This window comes from Streptomyces sp. NPDC090741, from assembly GCF_044769045.1.
Classification (GTDB): Bacteria; Actinomycetota; Actinomycetes; order Streptomycetales; family Streptomycetaceae; genus Streptomyces.
Genome location: NZ_JBIVXF010000010.1, coordinates 260,556 through 275,127, shown reverse-complemented (window position 1 = coordinate 275,127; position 14,572 = coordinate 260,556). Strand labels below are relative to the sequence as shown.

Annotated in this window: 15 protein-coding genes and 2 pseudogenes; 9 read left to right on the top strand and 8 right to left on the bottom strand. The window is 66.4% G+C overall.

The genetic code is table 11. The features are described from left to right. The first annotated feature begins 250 nt into the window (after positions 1-250). The gene (locus tag ACIQU4_RS27065) at positions 251-520 is read left to right on the top strand and encodes a Mu transposase domain-containing protein (RefSeq protein ID WP_403735827.1); all 270 of its coding nucleotides are present in this window, start codon (positions 251-253) and stop codon (positions 518-520) included. Between the two features lie 78 nt (positions 521-598). Here the strand turns inward: ACIQU4_RS27065 and ACIQU4_RS27060 are convergent, their stop codons facing one another. Next, positions 599-1,867, bottom strand: coding sequence for a peroxidase family protein (locus ACIQU4_RS27060; RefSeq protein ID WP_403735698.1), 1,269 nt, complete (start codon positions 1,865-1,867; stop codon positions 599-601). Positions 1,868-2,017: 150 nt separating this feature from the next. Then, positions 2,018-2,227, bottom strand: a complete 210-nt coding sequence (locus tag ACIQU4_RS27055) for a peroxidase family protein (protein ID WP_403735695.1) — start codon at positions 2,225-2,227, stop codon at positions 2,018-2,020. A 248-nt stretch (positions 2,228-2,475) separates the two neighbouring features. Here ACIQU4_RS27055 and ACIQU4_RS27050 point away from each other — a divergent pair. After that, a pseudogene (locus ACIQU4_RS27050) lies at positions 2,476-2,726 on the top strand (hypothetical protein); the annotation flags it as partial. Positions 2,727-2,759: 33 nt separating this feature from the next. Here ACIQU4_RS27050 and ACIQU4_RS27045 read toward each other — a convergent pair. Beyond that, on the bottom strand, positions 2,760-3,062 hold the full coding sequence (locus tag ACIQU4_RS27045; RefSeq protein ID WP_403735692.1) for a protealysin inhibitor emfourin: 303 nt from the start codon (positions 3,060-3,062) through the stop codon (positions 2,760-2,762). 54 nt (positions 3,063-3,116) lie between these two features. After that, positions 3,117-4,334, bottom strand: a complete 1,218-nt coding sequence (locus ACIQU4_RS27040) for a M4 family metallopeptidase (RefSeq protein WP_403735689.1) — start codon at positions 4,332-4,334, stop codon at positions 3,117-3,119. 490 nt (positions 4,335-4,824) lie between these two features. Between ACIQU4_RS27040 and ACIQU4_RS27035 the strand changes: the two genes are divergently transcribed. The 4 genes from ACIQU4_RS27035 (at position 4,825) to ACIQU4_RS27020 (ending at position 8,116) form a co-directional block, all read left to right on the top strand. Further along, the gene (locus tag ACIQU4_RS27035) at positions 4,825-5,448 is read left to right on the top strand and encodes a histidine phosphatase family protein (RefSeq protein ID WP_403735686.1); all 624 of its coding nucleotides are present in this window, start codon (positions 4,825-4,827) and stop codon (positions 5,446-5,448) included. 175 nt (positions 5,449-5,623) lie between these two features. Continuing rightward, positions 5,624-6,373: a transposase family protein gene (locus ACIQU4_RS27030; protein WP_403735683.1), complete on the top strand. Its 750-nt coding sequence runs from the start codon at positions 5,624-5,626 to the stop codon at positions 6,371-6,373. Between the two features lie 231 nt (positions 6,374-6,604). Further along, complete coding sequence (locus ACIQU4_RS27025) at positions 6,605-7,060, top strand: hypothetical protein (RefSeq protein ID WP_403735680.1); 456 nt, start codon at positions 6,605-6,607, stop codon at positions 7,058-7,060. Between the two features lie 306 nt (positions 7,061-7,366). Continuing rightward, positions 7,367-8,116, top strand: a complete 750-nt coding sequence (locus ACIQU4_RS27020; RefSeq protein WP_403735678.1) for a transposase family protein — start codon at positions 7,367-7,369, stop codon at positions 8,114-8,116. Here the strand turns inward: ACIQU4_RS27020 and ACIQU4_RS27015 are convergent. The 4 genes from ACIQU4_RS27015 to ACIQU4_RS27000 all read right to left on the bottom strand — a co-directional run bounded on the left by ACIQU4_RS27015 (position 8,094) and on the right by ACIQU4_RS27000 (position 11,534). Continuing rightward, on the bottom strand, positions 8,094-8,285 hold the full coding sequence (locus ACIQU4_RS27015; protein WP_403735675.1) for a hypothetical protein: 192 nt from the start codon (positions 8,283-8,285) through the stop codon (positions 8,094-8,096). The genes ACIQU4_RS27020 and ACIQU4_RS27015 overlap by 23 nt on opposite strands. A gap of 760 nt (positions 8,286-9,045) precedes the next feature. Further along, positions 9,046-9,720 carry a helix-turn-helix domain-containing protein gene (locus ACIQU4_RS27010; protein WP_403735673.1) on the bottom strand — a complete coding sequence of 225 codons (675 nt, stop codon included), beginning with the start codon at positions 9,718-9,720 and terminating at the stop codon, positions 9,046-9,048. Positions 9,721-9,732: 12 nt separating this feature from the next. Beyond that, positions 9,733-10,014, bottom strand: coding sequence for a hypothetical protein (locus tag ACIQU4_RS27005; RefSeq protein WP_403735670.1), 282 nt, complete (start codon positions 10,012-10,014; stop codon positions 9,733-9,735). A 1,346-nt stretch (positions 10,015-11,360) separates the two neighbouring features. Beyond that, positions 11,361-11,534 carry a hypothetical protein gene (locus ACIQU4_RS27000; RefSeq protein ID WP_403735667.1) on the bottom strand — a complete coding sequence of 58 codons (174 nt, stop codon included), beginning with the start codon at positions 11,532-11,534 and terminating at the stop codon, positions 11,361-11,363. Between the two features lie 576 nt (positions 11,535-12,110). On the opposite strand from ACIQU4_RS27000, the pseudogene ACIQU4_RS26995 reads away from it, so the two are divergent. From ACIQU4_RS26995 to ACIQU4_RS26985, 3 genes and pseudogenes are all read left to right on the top strand, one after another. Continuing rightward, a pseudogene (locus ACIQU4_RS26995) lies at positions 12,111-12,293 on the top strand (IS5/IS1182 family transposase); the annotation flags it as partial. Further along, the gene (locus ACIQU4_RS26990) at positions 12,290-12,688 is read left to right on the top strand and encodes a hypothetical protein (protein WP_403735664.1); all 399 of its coding nucleotides are present in this window, start codon (positions 12,290-12,292) and stop codon (positions 12,686-12,688) included. The pseudogene ACIQU4_RS26995 and the gene ACIQU4_RS26990, both read left to right, overlap by 4 nt. Before the next feature lie 309 nt (positions 12,689-12,997). After that, positions 12,998-14,572 (top strand): WD40 repeat domain-containing serine/threonine protein kinase (locus ACIQU4_RS26985; protein ID WP_403735661.1); only part of this gene is annotated, 1,575 nt, incomplete at its 3' end.

The window sequence follows — 14,572 nt, the reverse complement described above, 5'->3', positions numbered from 1 at the left end:
GCGCACCCGCCTTGGCCTCACACCCACCGTTCCAGCCACGACACCTGCGCGGTCCCTCCTTCCGGTGGCGGCGTACCCGCGTCCGGGATCGTGGTCTGACGGCACCACAGGTCGTGTTCGCCACCTCCACCCCGGCAACGGACATCGACGATGAAACGGTGGTCCTGACAGCGTGCGGCTCGAAGCTCGGACTTGCTGACAGGTTTCGGTTGCGCCCGCTGCCGGACTCCCCGGTCTTCTTCTCCGGCGCCTGGCCACCGGCCGTCCCGCCCGATCCCGGTACCCGCCGCTGGCTCGATGGGTTCGAGGGGGAAGCCGAGGTACGGAGCTCGGGACTGTAAAACGTGGCAGACCCGGCCCAGCTGCCGACCCTCCCCGCAGTCGGGCCGCCGACTGGTGGCGTCTCCAGGTCCGCCGCGGCTGCGACCACTACGTCCGCGTCGACACCTGCGGTTACTCCGTCGACCCGGCCGTGCTCGGCCACCCGGTTCCCCCGTCCGGAGGGACAACGAAAAGGTGATCGTCCCGGCCGCCACGGCGGGGAGATCGCCGCCGAGCGCACCCGCTGCTGGGCAGTGGAAGGCCGAGCGACCGGGCCTCACCCGGGGGGCTGGAGCGTCTTCCACGGGGTGAAGGCGTTGTCCACGGCCCGCATGGATGAGCGCAGTTCCGGGAAATGGCGCAGCATCACGCTGGTCATGCCGTTGTTCTCGATCCAGTCCAGGCCGATCTGCGTGTACACCTGCTGTGTGTAGTCCCTCGTCAGGAACCGGTCGCTGTTGAGAATCCGGGAGGCCATCAGGACGAAGATCCGGAAGGCCGTGTCGCTGAAGGTGAACCCCTTGGGGCGGGGCTCTGCGTACGATCCCACCATCAGGTCAACGCCTTCGATGTCATCGTCGTAGATCCGGCGCATCTCCTCGGCCCGGACCGGGTTGTCCGTCAGCGCGGCGAAGTCGGCGGCGGGCTCCAGGTGGAGCCGACGCCGGAACTCGTAGTACCTGGGCACGCCCATCTCGCGGATCCGCAGCACGTCGACGGCCGCCAGGTCCATGAGCTTGTCGTCCAGGCGTTGGAACTCCTGCAGGAACTTCGGGTAATTGTGAAGGGTCACCAGGCCGGGGTGCGAGGTGCCAAAGGAGTAGAACAGGTCCGGCAGCCCGTGGTTGGCGAACACCTCGTACGCGCGCCGGCCAGCCAGCTCCCGGAAATTGGTCTCCTGAAGCAGCGAGTTGTCCACGGCCGAGCGGAAGCTCCAGTCATCGGGCACCAAGGGGTGCATGCGGTAGACCGCCACGAACTCTTGGGTGAGGGAGTAAGGGACGCCGAAGTGGTCGGTGTGGCCGCCCACGATGCCGCTGAGCAGCTCGTTCCCGCTGATCCGGCCGAGTAGCCGTTGCACTCGTTCGCCGAGCAGACCGTACCAGTTGGCGCGCAGCGCGGTGACGGTCGTCGGGTGGCTGATCACGGCGGGAGTCCACTCCACAGTGTGGATCTTGGCGATGAGCGCGGCGTTGATCAGGCGTGCCCGCTGAAAGAGCTGTTCGTCCGACCAGGCGGGGAAATCACGGCGCAGCCGGTCGCAGATGGCGTTGTGCTCCAGGATGAACAGGTGTTGCATCATCAGCAGGCCCAGCCAGAAGCCCGGAGTGTTCGCGGGATCCAGCTCCGGGGCATCTGCGAACGGCGTGCCGTCGCGTGGCGCTTTGAGTTTGCCTTCCTCGCCTGAGCGCAGCCGCCGCTGGGTCGCGAGGTCACTCCCATAGAGCTGGGAGGCGTCCCACCAGTGCGAGTTCTCGTTGATGTACGTCGGCGGCAGGCCGTCCCCGCCTTCGGTGCGGGTGGTGTCGGCAAGGGTCCGGGGCACGAGCATCGGTGAGGTCGGCCAAGGGTCGCCGTCCTCCAGTTCGATCTACCAGGGGTCGTCGATGGCACCCTGTCCGTGGCTGACCCAGTCGCGGATCATGAACTGCAGCGATGCGGCAACCAGGGCGTTGACGGACGTGGCCGGGATGAACTAGTCCCGGGTGAGGAGCGTACGGCTGACCTCACGCGGGCTCGGAGTGAGGATCTGCGGCGCCGGCTCGGGAAACGTCACATCCGGCGGGATGTTGCGGCCGAAGCGGGAGCGCGCCATGCCCATGCGCGGGTTGTCGAGGTCGTTGTAGGAGCCGTCGGCGGTGCGCTCGGTGAGGTGTCGCGCGGCCGGAGGCTCGATGTCGGGCACCCCCTGCGCGGGTACCCGTTGGTGTCGTGCAGGTTCTTACGGCGGAGGTTGTCGCGCAGCCCCATGAGGGTCAGCAGGCCGAGCGGCGTCGGCAGACGCTGCCAGCCGAGCTTGCGGTCGACAGCCAGTGCCACATTGTCGTGCAGGCGCACGAACGGCGAGCGGGCGCCATTGCCGTCGGCATGCACCGGCGGGTGCGCGTGGGTACGGGCATGCAAGGTGGTCTTGGACCAACAGTTGATGCAGGCGAGGCCACGAGCGACGTCTTCCTCGGCTGGGAACGGGTGGACGGGATCGACGGCAGGCAGCGTGATTTCTACGTCCGCCAGCTGCGCGGCTGGAACGGCATCGCCATCCCATCGCCACCTTCGCGGAGGTATACGCTGACCAGAACGAGCGCGACCACCAAGCCCTAGTGGACGAGGTACGCAGGGGCTTGCTGCCAGCGGAGGAGCTGTCGGCGCCTGACCTGGAAATGGCATGCCACTCACCGAGGTGAGCGCGGGTGGTCGACAACCTGGCCCGGCAGGCGTCACTGCTGCTCCAGGTATTTCTGCAGCCGAGTGAGCAGGGCCGCGAACGCGGGGGTCATGGCGGCGTCCGACTGCTTGAGGACCGTCGAACGACCGCCGTCCTCCACCGTTATCGTGTAGCTCATCGCATCCCTGGCCCGGCTGGGCTGGTCCGCCTTGGGCGTTGCGACGGCCGCCGCCACCAGCCGGGCCAGCTCCGGGGCAGCATTCTCCGGCAGGGTGTCCGTATCCAGCACCTTGGGCGGGAGGCGGAGATTGACCGCCGCCGCCAGCCCGCCGTGTGTCGCCAGAGTCACCTTCATTGCGCGCAACCTCGTTACGATGGGTCCAGGTTCGGGCGGCGGCAATTTCTGGTGTCAACCGGCCCGCTTCAACGCGGTCACATCCTTGGCCAGCTTCGTCATCTGGGTGCTCAGTTCCCCGACCTGCCTGGTCAGGGCTGCGAGGCCGTCCTGTCGTCTCACACCACCGTTCCCATCGGCCGCAAGGCTCCGCGCCCGGGCGACTCCGGTCGGGACGCCTCTGATGGGGATTTCCACCCCTTGCCACGCTGCCAGCACAGCCGACTGCTCGGCGCTGCCGATGCCGAAGAGTTCCCCGGCCTTCTGGAAGGTGGTGTCCGCGAAGTCCTGGAACTGGGTCTCGGCGCTGGACGCTTTCAGCGATTCATACCAGATGGGCCCGGCACCCTCCCACGCGAATCCGCCGATGCCCACGGCCGCCAGGAAGAACGCCTTATTCGGGATGCCCGAGTTGAAGTGCACCCCGCCGGAGTCCCCTTCCTCGGTGTCGGGCAGGTGAATGAATTTGCTCATACGGTCAGGCTGAGGGTCCTTTCCGAACAGTGCGTTGTCGTATGCGTGCCCCGGGGCCTTCATCGATCGCAGGGCGTCGGCATCGATCCCCGGAGTCCACACGTCAGCCCCGATCAGCCAGTCCGCCTCCTCAACCGACTGTTTCAGCGACCACTGCTTGACCAACGACCCGAAAACATCCGACATCGACTCGTTCAGGGCCCCGGACTGATTGTGGTACACGAGCCCGGCAGTGTGTTCGGTGACTCCGTGCGTCAACTCGTGCGCAATCACGTCCAGGGATCTGGTGAGGTCTCCCAAAATTTTTCCGTCTCCGTCGCCGAAGACCATCTGCCGTCCGTCCCAGAACGCGTTGTTGAACTTCACACTGAAGTGAACGTACCCGTCCAGGCGCATCCCGTGGCTGTCGATCGAATCACGCTGGAACACCTCCTTGTAGAAATCGCGTGTCAGGCCGAGTCCGCCAAATGCCCGGTTTGCGGACTCGTCCACGGACTCCGATCCATCCTCCGACCTGGCCAGAACAGCGGATGCGAGGAAGCTCCCATGGTCGCAGTCGAAGACGGTGCGCCGACCGTTACCAGTTGCGGTTGCGGCTGGGCCGGCGAAGGACGCCCGGACCGCTCGTTCGCCCCGCAGGCGAGCGGTGGTCAGCATGGTGTCCAAGGCGGCCTGGCGCACCTCGGTGTCTTCGCTCTCCAGAAGCCTCTTGAGAAGGTGCGGGGGGATGATGCAGTTGAGTCGGGAGGTCTTACTCATAGGACACCTCCTGGGAATGAGAAACGGGCAAGCAGGCACCGACGCGGGGAGGGTTCGCGACGTTCGATGCGGCAGGACACAGCGTTGCCACGCCCCTCCGCGAGGGTCTCGTGGACGAACGGCAGGAGCCCACTGGGCGTGACAGTAACGGGAGAAGCATCGGCGCCGGCCAGCCCAGTTTCCAGAGGCGGGGCCATGCTCATATCACCAGTCTCCGGCGGCCCGTAGCGACTGGCAAACGCAGTCATCCACCCTGGCGCCGGTGGTTCCGCCGCGTCACTTGGCGTCCAAATCCTTGTGGATCATGGACGTCGCGGACGCCAGTCGGCTGATGCCCTGCTGGACCTCGCGGATGCCCGCGGAGGCCCGGGCCTCATTCTTGATGTCGGCCCCCTAGGGGGTGTCTCTCTGGTGGGTAGAGGGAACCGGCGCCGGAAGAGGCAGCGTCCATCGATGCACAAGATCGTTGGTGGGCGCAGAGGAGTTTGTGATGACCGGCACGGCTACCCGTTACCTGTATCTGGTTCGGCACGGCGAGGCATCGTCGGAGGAGAGCGGGCTGACGGAAGGCGGCCGTCGGCAAGCCATGCTGCTCGGCCAACGCCTCCGGGGCATCCCTCTCGCAGCTGTTCACCATGGCCCGCTGCCCCGGGCAGAGCAGACCGCACGTCTGATCGGCGACCAGCTGAAGAACGTTCCCCTGCGTGTCTCGGAAGTTGCCGGTGACTACGTTCCTTACATGCCAGTGAGAGAGGAGCTTCCGGCAGAATCCGCAGACTTCTTCCTCCGCTTTCTCGCTGGTGCCACTGAGGAGGAGCGGGAGAACGGACCTGCGCTGGCCCGGCAGGCGCTGGACATCTTCACCGGGCCGGTGGACGGTGAAGAGGACCGGCACGAACTGGTCGTCACCCACAACTTCCTGGTTGCCTGGCTCGTCCGGGACGCCATGCACGCGCCGCAATGGCGCTGGCTCGGTCTCAACCACGGCAACGCCGCTCTCACGGTCATCCGATACGTGCCAGGTCGGCCGGCCTCCGTCCTCATCTCCAACGACATGCGGCATCTGCCCCCTGAGCTGTGCTGGACCGGCTTTCCGCCCGAGGTGCACATCTAGTGCGTGCCTCTTTGACGGGTTCGTCAGTTGATCAGTTGTGTCCGTCCGATTAGTGATCACTGAGCTTCTTCGAGCCGGGCCCCGATCAGGTGACACCCGACAAGCGCAACGAGCGAGGCCCCCGGACAGTTGATCGAGATGTCTGACGTCTCAACCACGCTGCTCAGGGGCCTCGTTGGTCATCTATCCTGCCGCACTCGACCTGCCACATGCGCTCGTGGAGTGGGTCACCATGCTCATCGTCACCCGCGAGGGCGACCGACGCTGCAAGCTCCGCCCATCCCAGCGCGCGATGGTGGCACTGGTGTACCTACGTGAGCACACAACCTTGGCAAAGATCGCTGCCGGGTTCGGGATCAGCGAGTCCACCGCCCACGCCTACACCAGCGCAGTCACCGACCTGCTCGCCCAACGTGCGCCAGGTCTACTGAAGGCCCTGCGCGAGGCCGACCCCGACTTCGTCCTGCTGGACGGGACCCTCGCCGAGTGCGACCGGGTCGGCGACTCACGCGCGGACTACTCCCACAAGCACCGCCGGCACGGAGTGAACGTACAGGTGGTCACCGATCCGGACAGCCTGCTGCTGTGGCTCTCACCCGCGCTGCCGGGCCGCGCCCACGACCTGACCGCCGCCCGCACCCACCGGATCATCCGCATCTGCGAGCGCCAGGGCGTTCCCATCCTGGCCGATCTCGCCTACCAGGGCGGCGGCCCCTGGCTGACCACGGGCATCAAACGCAGGCCCCGGCAGGAACTCACCCCCACCGAGAAGACCGTCAACCGGGCCGTGGCCGCGGCACGGGCACCGGTCGAACGCGGCGTCGCCCGCTTGAAATCCTGGCGGATCTTCCGCAGGTCCCGATGCAGTCCGAACCGCATGACGTCAATCGCCATAGCCATCCTCACCCTGGAGCGTCAAGGCTGAAGAAGCTCATTGACCGATCCACTTTGGATCGCATTCATCATTGAATCGTGCGCGAAATGTAAAATTCTGCCGACTTGCGATCAGGCTTGCGGAGTGCTGCTCTGGAATAGGCAGGGGGTAAAGGGCTAAATGATCCGGGCCCGAATGGGAGGCGTTCAGCCGAAGTAGGGGGACGGCGCGTCGTGTGACGACGGGATGCCCCGCGCTGCGACCCGCTATCGGAGGTTCACGATGACACAGGTCTCTTCTGCCCGCATTCCACTACGCCAGATCATGGCCGTGCTCTTGACGGCCGCCCTGACGCTCTCCCTCTCGGTGGTGCTCACCGTCACCTCGACGAAAGAAGCAGCCGCCTCGTGCTCCGCCAACCGGTTCAACGGAACGTGGCGCTCGTCCGACGCGAGGCTGAAGCGTATCGACGTATGGCAGGGAGAGGACTGCCACCCGTACGCCAGGGCCTGGGACGTCTGCGAGAACGACTCGTCGCATATCTGCAGTTGGGGAAACAGGAGAATGGGAGACAGTCCCGAGCCGAACTTCCAGTTCGTCGGATACAACTGGAGCAACGCCGATGAGGTGCTGCAGCTGCGGATGCAGGACAGGTCTCACATCTCGGTGTGGGACAGCACCGACTACCACAACGGTAAGAAGGTCAGCTTCACGGTCGCGATGTACAAGAGCCGTTGAGCCCGCGAAGGGCACCAACTCCGCCCGCGCCGCTACTGGACGAGACCCCCTACCAAGACGGGTGGGGGCCTCGCCGCTCGTCTCCCGCCCCCGCCCCCGCCCCCGCCAGGATGCGAACCGCGCCGGGGTGGGCCCCTGTTCGCGGATACCGCGCCGGCTCGACGAGCGAACGGAAGCACTGAGCGTTTTCAGCGTGGCCACTGATCGGGTGATGCCGGTCAGGTCGAGGTGAGGGCCGCAACGCACAAAGCCCCCGTGCCGTTGAGGGAGGTGTCGACGTCTCAACCCACCCGCAGAGGAGCCCTGTTGGTTCCCTGTCCTGCCGCACTCGACCTCCCTCACGCCCTGGTCGAGTGGGTCACCATGCTCATCGTTACCCGCGAGGGTGACCGCCGCTGCAAGCTCCCGCCGCACCAGCGTGCGCTTGTCGCTCTGGTGTACCTGCGCCGCCACGACACCCTCGCCCGGATCGTGGCCGGGTTCGGGATATCCGTCGTTGCCGTCCACGCGTACGTCACCAGCGGGGCCGGCCTGCTCGCCGAACGAGCCCCTGGCCTGCTCAAGACGCTGCGCGAGCATGATCCGGACTTCGTCCTGCTGGACGGGACCCTCGCCGAGTGCGACCGCGTCGGCGACGGCCGGGCGGACTACTCGGCCAAGCACCGCCGGCACGGCGTGAACGTCCAGGTCCTCACCGGTCCGGCCGGCGAGCTGCTGTGGATCTCGCCCGCCCTGCCGGGCCACACTCATGACCTCACCGCGGCCCGTACCCACCGGATGATCCGTATCTGCGAACGCCAGGGTGTCCCCGTCCTCGCCGACTGTGCCTACACGGGTGCCGGCTCCTGGGTCACCACCGGACTCAAACGGCCACCGGGCGGCGAGCTCACCCTCACCCAGCGCACCGTCAACCGAGCCTTGGCCGCAGCCCGGGCACCGGTCGAACGCGGCATGGCACGGCTGAAGTCCTGGCAGATCTTCCGAAGATCCCGCATCAGTCCCAACCGCATGACCGTCATCACCAAAGCTGTCCTCACCCTGGAGGGGCAACGCTGAAAACGCCCGCGACGGCCTGCACCACCCCGGCGGCGAGCGCCTCGACCATCCGGCTCTCCAACCGGCGCCGGCCGGGCCGGCGGCGCGGGGCCGGCTCACCGGCGGGCCCCGCCGACTCCCGCCCGGACTCCCCGCCCGTCGACTCCCCACCCAGTTCTGGCGCGCTCATGACAGATGACTCCTTACGTGAAAACGCGGATCACGCCTCCGGCCGGAGGTGTGATCCGCACTTTCGAACACGAAGGGGTTAGCCGCGCAGGTCCAAGAAAACCGCAGGTCAGAGCGCAGATAGGCGAAACTCGCACACGTGATACACCATCAACCCCCAAGCCCCGCAAGCCCCTTCAGCGAGACCCCGATCACATGCCGGACCCACCCCCAGACTCCACCGACAGCGCGAAGGACCCCCACCCCGGCCAACCAGGTGGGAGCCCTTCGGTCCGTACGGCTCGACTACGGAGCCGGGGCGAACTCCACGTCCGTGCCACCACAGCCGGCAGCGATGTCCATCAGCCGGCCCCGCTCCACTTCATCCACGGCCAGGCCCCACCGCAGCTTCGTCGCCGTCCACTCCGCCCCATACCGTACGGTCCTCGACCCGGACCGGCAACGCGGACACCGCGACGCCCATCGGAAGCACCTGCGGCACGGTACGCACGTCGGCGGCGTGCGCGGTCGCAGCGGGAAAGGCGAGGGCAAGGGGCAGCGGCGGCCGCAGTCGCGGCCCGCATCATCATGATCATCACGATGGCGGTTCTACCGGCCACCACCACCTCGGCAACAGGCCTCCAGGGGGCAGTTCACCCGCCTGGACAACCCGTTCACCTGCTGAAACGGCACTGCATCCTCAGCACCTACGCCGTGGATGACCCGCACAAATACGCTGTCGGGTCGTCACCACATGCAGGGTGACGACCCAGCAGCCTGTGTCAGGCCGTCCGCTGCCAACGGTCAGCGACCCACACCCACACGTGCGGATCACTGTCGATGAGCCGCGTCGGGCGGTCCTCTACTGCAGCCCTCGTAAAGACGGCGTCCTCGTTGTGCAAGACCCGCGTGTACGCCTTCACCCAGCGGTCCTTGCTCCGCGAAGAAAGGCCGCACCCGGCCAGGAACGCCCTGAGCTGCCGGCCGCTGGCCGGCAGCGTCTGGCGGCTGACGATCCGCGCGGCGGAACTGATCGGCAGCACGAGGCGTGCGTCACCGCCCGCCCGCTGCTGTAGCTCTCGCAGCGACGGCGTCCCTGCCCTCTCGTAGAAGAACTCCAGCGCCACGCTCAGCTCGGCGGGGCTGGAGACCAGGTGTGGAGCCGCGGGCCGACGCAACTCCTCCAGCCGACCCCGATCGGCAATCCTGGCCTCAAGCCAAAGTCGCTGAACCCGGCCCTTCGCGCCGCCGCAGGCCGCGGCGAACTTCTCGGCCGTCTTCAGCGCGGGCAGAGTCTTCCCTGAGGCAGCGCGCTTGAGCGTGGCCGCAGACAAACCGGTCTCCGTAGCCAGTTCGTCGTACGTCAGTCCGGCATCCCTACGAAGCACCCGTAGGCGGCGGGCCAACACACCGCATTCCTGAACAGTGAAATCCACGGGGTGTTCGGGGCGTCCCATGACATACCCCCTTCAACGCTCTGACTGCGCGGCAGCCCGGGCCATTGCGGCCACTGTCCCCCGCCCGCGCGGCGAAAGGATGAGGACCAGAGCCGCTCCGATCCCGCCCGCGCCGCCCAGCACCTGGAAGGCTTCCGTCATCGGCACTCCGTGCAGCCGCATCACCACGGCCAGGACCAGCACGACCGTGAACACCACGCTGCTGAGCAGCGCCTGCGGCATCGTCAGACCCGGCACCCCGCCGTTCGGCTGCCGTCGACCGCCCGAGCGGGCGACCCCATCCTGCGTAGCCATGAAGGCCCACCAATCCGGGCAGCCGACGGCTGGCGCCCCTGGAGTAAGACGGGAGGGCGCGGGACTGCGCCCTCCCGAATATCGGTGACTCCGCGCCAAGTGGCGCTATCTCGGGGGCGATTGCCGTCGCTTCCCGGGAACACAAGGATGCCATCCACCACCCTTCCGGCCTAAGCCCCACCGAACCCATCCAGTCCCAAATGGCCGTAATTTCCGTTTGTTAGTTCACCAGCGTCCAATCGCAGATATCAGCATGCAACCAGCTCCTGACCTGCGGTGATACAGCCTCGGATTTCGGTGCTCCCCCGACGAACACCCCAGTAACGCCGCAGAAAGCGGAATCAGGGGACCGTTCGTCCAGCGGCGTCCAAGCTGTACTTGCGCTTCATGCAACCCGAGAGGCACGGTGGGGACACCACGTCGCCGGGAGACCGGCGGACCCCCTGAAGCCGGTGACTCCGCAGCAGGGACAACAGCAGCACCGCGTTGCCGCGCGAGTGCCGCACGCACAGGGCCGATCCCCACGGGGCCGGCCCTGTCGCCATTCCCCACCTATACCCCTTCCCAGGCCGCACGGCGGCCTGGAAGAGCGCGCCTCAAAACAGAGTGAACGCAGTCTGCGGAGGGTCACCATCGCCGCCTTCCAGGGAGAGCAGGAACATCACTCCCCCCAGCTCGACCTGCCGCTCGGAGCCGTGGCACAGAATGAGATCGAGCGCCCGTTCACGGGGCCGCGGATGCTTGTGGTCGGCTATACGCCGGCTGTCGGGGCTCACCGCGACGGAGCGGCGGCAGACGGGGCAGGCGATTCGGGGCCATGCGGGCATGACGAAGTTCCCTTCGTTGAGGGCGTATCGGTTCGGTCTGTTCGGTCCCGGATCCGGGGAGTGCTTGAAGCGTAGAGACGTCGCCGAATGGTGACGAGCGCATGGGTACGGAACCAGCAGGAAGCGCGTTGTTGCAGGTGAAAGGTTGTGCAAGGTTCCGCAAGGTGGAGCAAGTTCCAGAAACCTCCAATAACCGCTAAAAACGACTAGACTGCAGACGACCAAGATGGCCGGATCTGTGTGCTCGCGGCCAGCCCACGCGGACCTTTTTTCAGCACAGCGGAGATCCTTCCGGCAGAGCAAGACTGAGGGTGGGAACGGCCGGAGACCGGCCTGCGAAGTGAGAGTAGGTCGCCCAAGCCGACGTATCCAGGTGCGCTCACGGAACCCGCCAAGGTCGACATCACCGCAGGTCGTAGGCCCAACGTAGTGCGAACGTGTCCTCAGGTGTCCGCTGGTGTCCGCAGGTAACACGGAGTTCCGCTGCAGAGTTGGCTCGATTCCGCCCTGCTCCCAGCGCTAATCCTCAACCGGCAGCCGCTGCGGTCGGCCCCGCTCCGAACACGCCACCACATCCTCCACCTTCACCAGACGCAACCGCTTGAACCTCAGCGGGTGACGGAAGACGCCGCCCCGGTCGACGGCCCAGTCGGCGCTGACCTCCGCCACCAGGTCCGGGCGGACCATGGTCACGTCCAAGACATCGCGCGACCCCCAGGAGGCTGCGAACTGCACACCAGTCCAGGGGTGTCCGGGGCTGGCGGCGGCCAGATGCTCCGCGACCTGGCGGGCCGCGTCCAGACGCAGCGGGACCGTGCGCCCGACCGTACGCAGCCGGCCCGCCTCGTCGTGGCGGCCGAGTGATGAGCAGCTGCGGGCATGCCAGGGTGCCGGTAATGGCGCCGATGACTGCTTCGGTGGTGTCTCTTCTTCTGATCTTGGTCCACCCGCGGGATCCGGTCAGGTACCGGGTGTTCATCCCCTTGACCACGATGCCCTCGACACAGGACACGTCGGTCCAGGTCTGAAGCCACCGACGCTAAGTGGCTTCCCAATGGAGAAGTCAAGCCGCAGGGCCCGTGCTGATGGCCGGTAACGTGACTGCCTGACAACCATTAGTTCCTTTGGAAAAGAAGTTCAGGATGCACATCCTGGAAGATCCATCCGAGCTCTCGGCACGCGCACAAGACCTCCTGCGGCGCACAGCTCGGCGTGAGTGCCCCTCTCGGTTCGGGCTGCCGATAGAGCTCTGGCGAGTGCGCGACCACGAAGCGGTGGGTGGTCGCGCAGACGAACGGCACGCTGATGCTGCACCGGCGCCTGGCCCGTGAGTACGACCACCGGCCCGACACCTCCGCCTCACGCGTCTACTGGGCCTCCACCGCGAACATGGCCCGCCGCCTCACCACCCCCACCCCGGCCTGGCGCGACACCCTCGGGCTGGCCGCGTGAACATCACCGAACTCCTGGTGGACCTTCACATCCGGGAGAATGAGGCCACGGCCCGGGCGGACGAACTCCGCAATCAGATCGCGCACTTCACTGCCGCCCTCACCGAGACCGAAGCGCAACTTGCGGACCTGGCCACCACCCGCAAGATCATCGCCGAACTCGCACCGACCGGGACCGAACCCGATCCGCCCGAGTCGAGCACCGCCTACCAAGCCATCGTGAACGCCTTCAACCAGCACCCTGACCAGGTGTTCCGGGCCCGCGAGCTGCACGAATTCCTCGACATGCCCACCGACGAGGCATCCGTCAACATCACCCGCAGCCGCCTCGGACGCCTCACCCGCCAAGGCTTCCTCACCCAACCCGGACGAGGCCGCTACCAGAAACGAACTTAACGCCCACTTAGACCGCTGGCACTTCCACACTGAAACGATGAGGGCCATCATAGTGACGGCTCCCGCGCTCATGGCAGAAAAATAGGCCTGTCAATGTATCGCGCGGGATCGTGGCTCACGGGGGAGCGCGATGTATCGAGAAGGCACGGTTGTCTTACAGAGTGGCGCACTTCGACGATGGTGCAGTAGGCCGAGCGCGCAGGGCCACCAGGTAATCTGCAACGGGCCTCAGGCGCACGACATCGAACAAGGGCCGTCATGATGTGGCCGCTGAAGCCGTCCGACCCATTGCAGGTCGGGGCGTTTCGAATGCTCTCCCAACTGGGCAGGAGCGCGATCGGCCAGGTGCTATTGGGTATCGCGCCGGACGGGCGGCTGGTCGCGCTCAAACAGGTGCGGGCGCCGTTCGTGGAGGACGACAGGTTCCGGGAGCAGTTCCGACGCGACGCCGATACCTCCCGCAGGGTATCCAGCGCGTTCACCGCGACGCTGATCGACGCCGATGCGGACGCTCCGGCGCCGTGGCTGGCCTCGGAGTTCGTTGCAGGAGTGACGTTACGTGACGCCGTTGACGCCGCCGGCACCCTGACGGAGGAGCTGACGCTGCGCCTGGCTGCGGGCCTGGTAGCCGCGCTGACCGAGATCCACCGGGCCGGGCTGATACACAGAGCGTTGAAGCCCTCCAACGTTCTGCTTGCCGTCGATGGCCCGTGCGTGATCGACTTCTGTACCGCGAGGCCCACCAACGACGGCCAACTCGTCGGCTCGCCCGGGTTCATGTCCCCGGAACAGGTCGAGGAACGGGAACTAACCCCGGCCAGTGACGTGTTCTCACTGGGTTCCGTGTTGGTTATGGCGTGTACGGGCAGGGGGCCGTTCGCCGGGCCCTCGGCTGCGGACACGATGCACGATGTCGTGCATGCCGAGCCCGATCTGAACATATTGTCTCCGCGGGTCCGCCGGATCGTCGAGCCCTGTCTGGCCAAGGACCCAACCAGGCGGCCTACGCCAGCTGAACTCCTCATTCTGGTGGGTGAGGTCGCTCCGTCTGGATGGCTTTGGCCCTCCGCAGTGAGTAAGTTGATCGCTGCACAACAGGCTGGCGTGGATAAGTTCCTCGACAGGCCAGAGGCGCGGGTCGGCTCCCTTGGAACCAGCGCGTCCACTCGCAGCCGCACCCGGCATTATGTGCGCGGCAGTGTGTTGGTTGGTCTCGCGGCGTTAGTCTGCGTGATGGGCTGGGTACTGCACCCGGCACCGCATTCCCAAGGCAGGAGCCCGGGCCCTCCGGCACCTACAAGCGGCCAGATCGGCGACCCCTTCCTCGGCCACCTTGACTGGGTATTCAGCGTGGCGTTCAGCCCGGATGGACGCACCCTCGCCACCGGCAGCAGAGACGGCACCGCGCGACTGTGGGATGTTAGTCTCCACCGCCAAATCGATGAACCTCTGGTTGGCCACACGGGCTATGTGTTAAGTCTGGCGTTTAGCCCGGACGGGCACATTCTAGCCACCGCAAGCATGGACAAGACGGTGCGGCTTTGGGACGTGGCCACGCACCGCCAGATCGGTGATCCCCTCCTCGGCCACTCCGGCTATGTGTGGAGCGTGATGTTCAGCCCGGACGGGCGAACTCTGGCCACCGCAAGCAAGGACGAGACGGTGCGGCTTTGGGATGTGGCCACGCACCGCCAGACCGGTGACCCCCTCCTCGGCCACACCGATTCCGTCAACAGCGTGATGTTCAGCCCGGACGGGCGAACTCTGGCCACCGCAGGCGAAGACGAGACGGTGCGGCTTTGGGATGTGGCCACGCACCGCCAGACCGGTGACCCCCTCCTCGGCCACACCGATTCCGTCAACAGCGTGGCGTTCAGCCCGGAC

What these genes read in the sequence shown, in the direction of transcription:
- ACIQU4_RS27025 (WP_403735680.1), top strand. Translation starts at nt 6,605, where the DNA reads ATGACACAGGTCTCTTCTGCCCGCATTCCACTACGCCAGATCATGGCC.
- ACIQU4_RS27015 (WP_403735675.1), bottom strand. Translation starts at nt 8,285, where the DNA reads ATGAGCGCGCCAGAACTGGGTGGGGAGTCGACGGGCGGGGAGTCCGGG.
- ACIQU4_RS27035 (WP_403735686.1), top strand. Translation starts at nt 4,825, where the DNA reads ATGACCGGCACGGCTACCCGTTACCTGTATCTGGTTCGGCACGGCGAG.
- ACIQU4_RS27045 (WP_403735692.1), bottom strand. Translation starts at nt 3,062, where the DNA reads ATGAAGGTGACTCTGGCGACACACGGCGGGCTGGCGGCGGCGGTCAAT.
- ACIQU4_RS27005 (WP_403735670.1), bottom strand. Translation starts at nt 10,014, where the DNA reads ATGGCTACGCAGGATGGGGTCGCCCGCTCGGGCGGTCGACGGCAGCCG.
- ACIQU4_RS27010 (WP_403735673.1), bottom strand. Translation starts at nt 9,720, where the DNA reads ATGGGACGCCCCGAACACCCCGTGGATTTCACTGTTCAGGAATGCGGT.
- ACIQU4_RS27040 (WP_403735689.1), bottom strand. Translation starts at nt 4,334, where the DNA reads ATGAGTAAGACCTCCCGACTCAACTGCATCATCCCCCCGCACCTTCTC.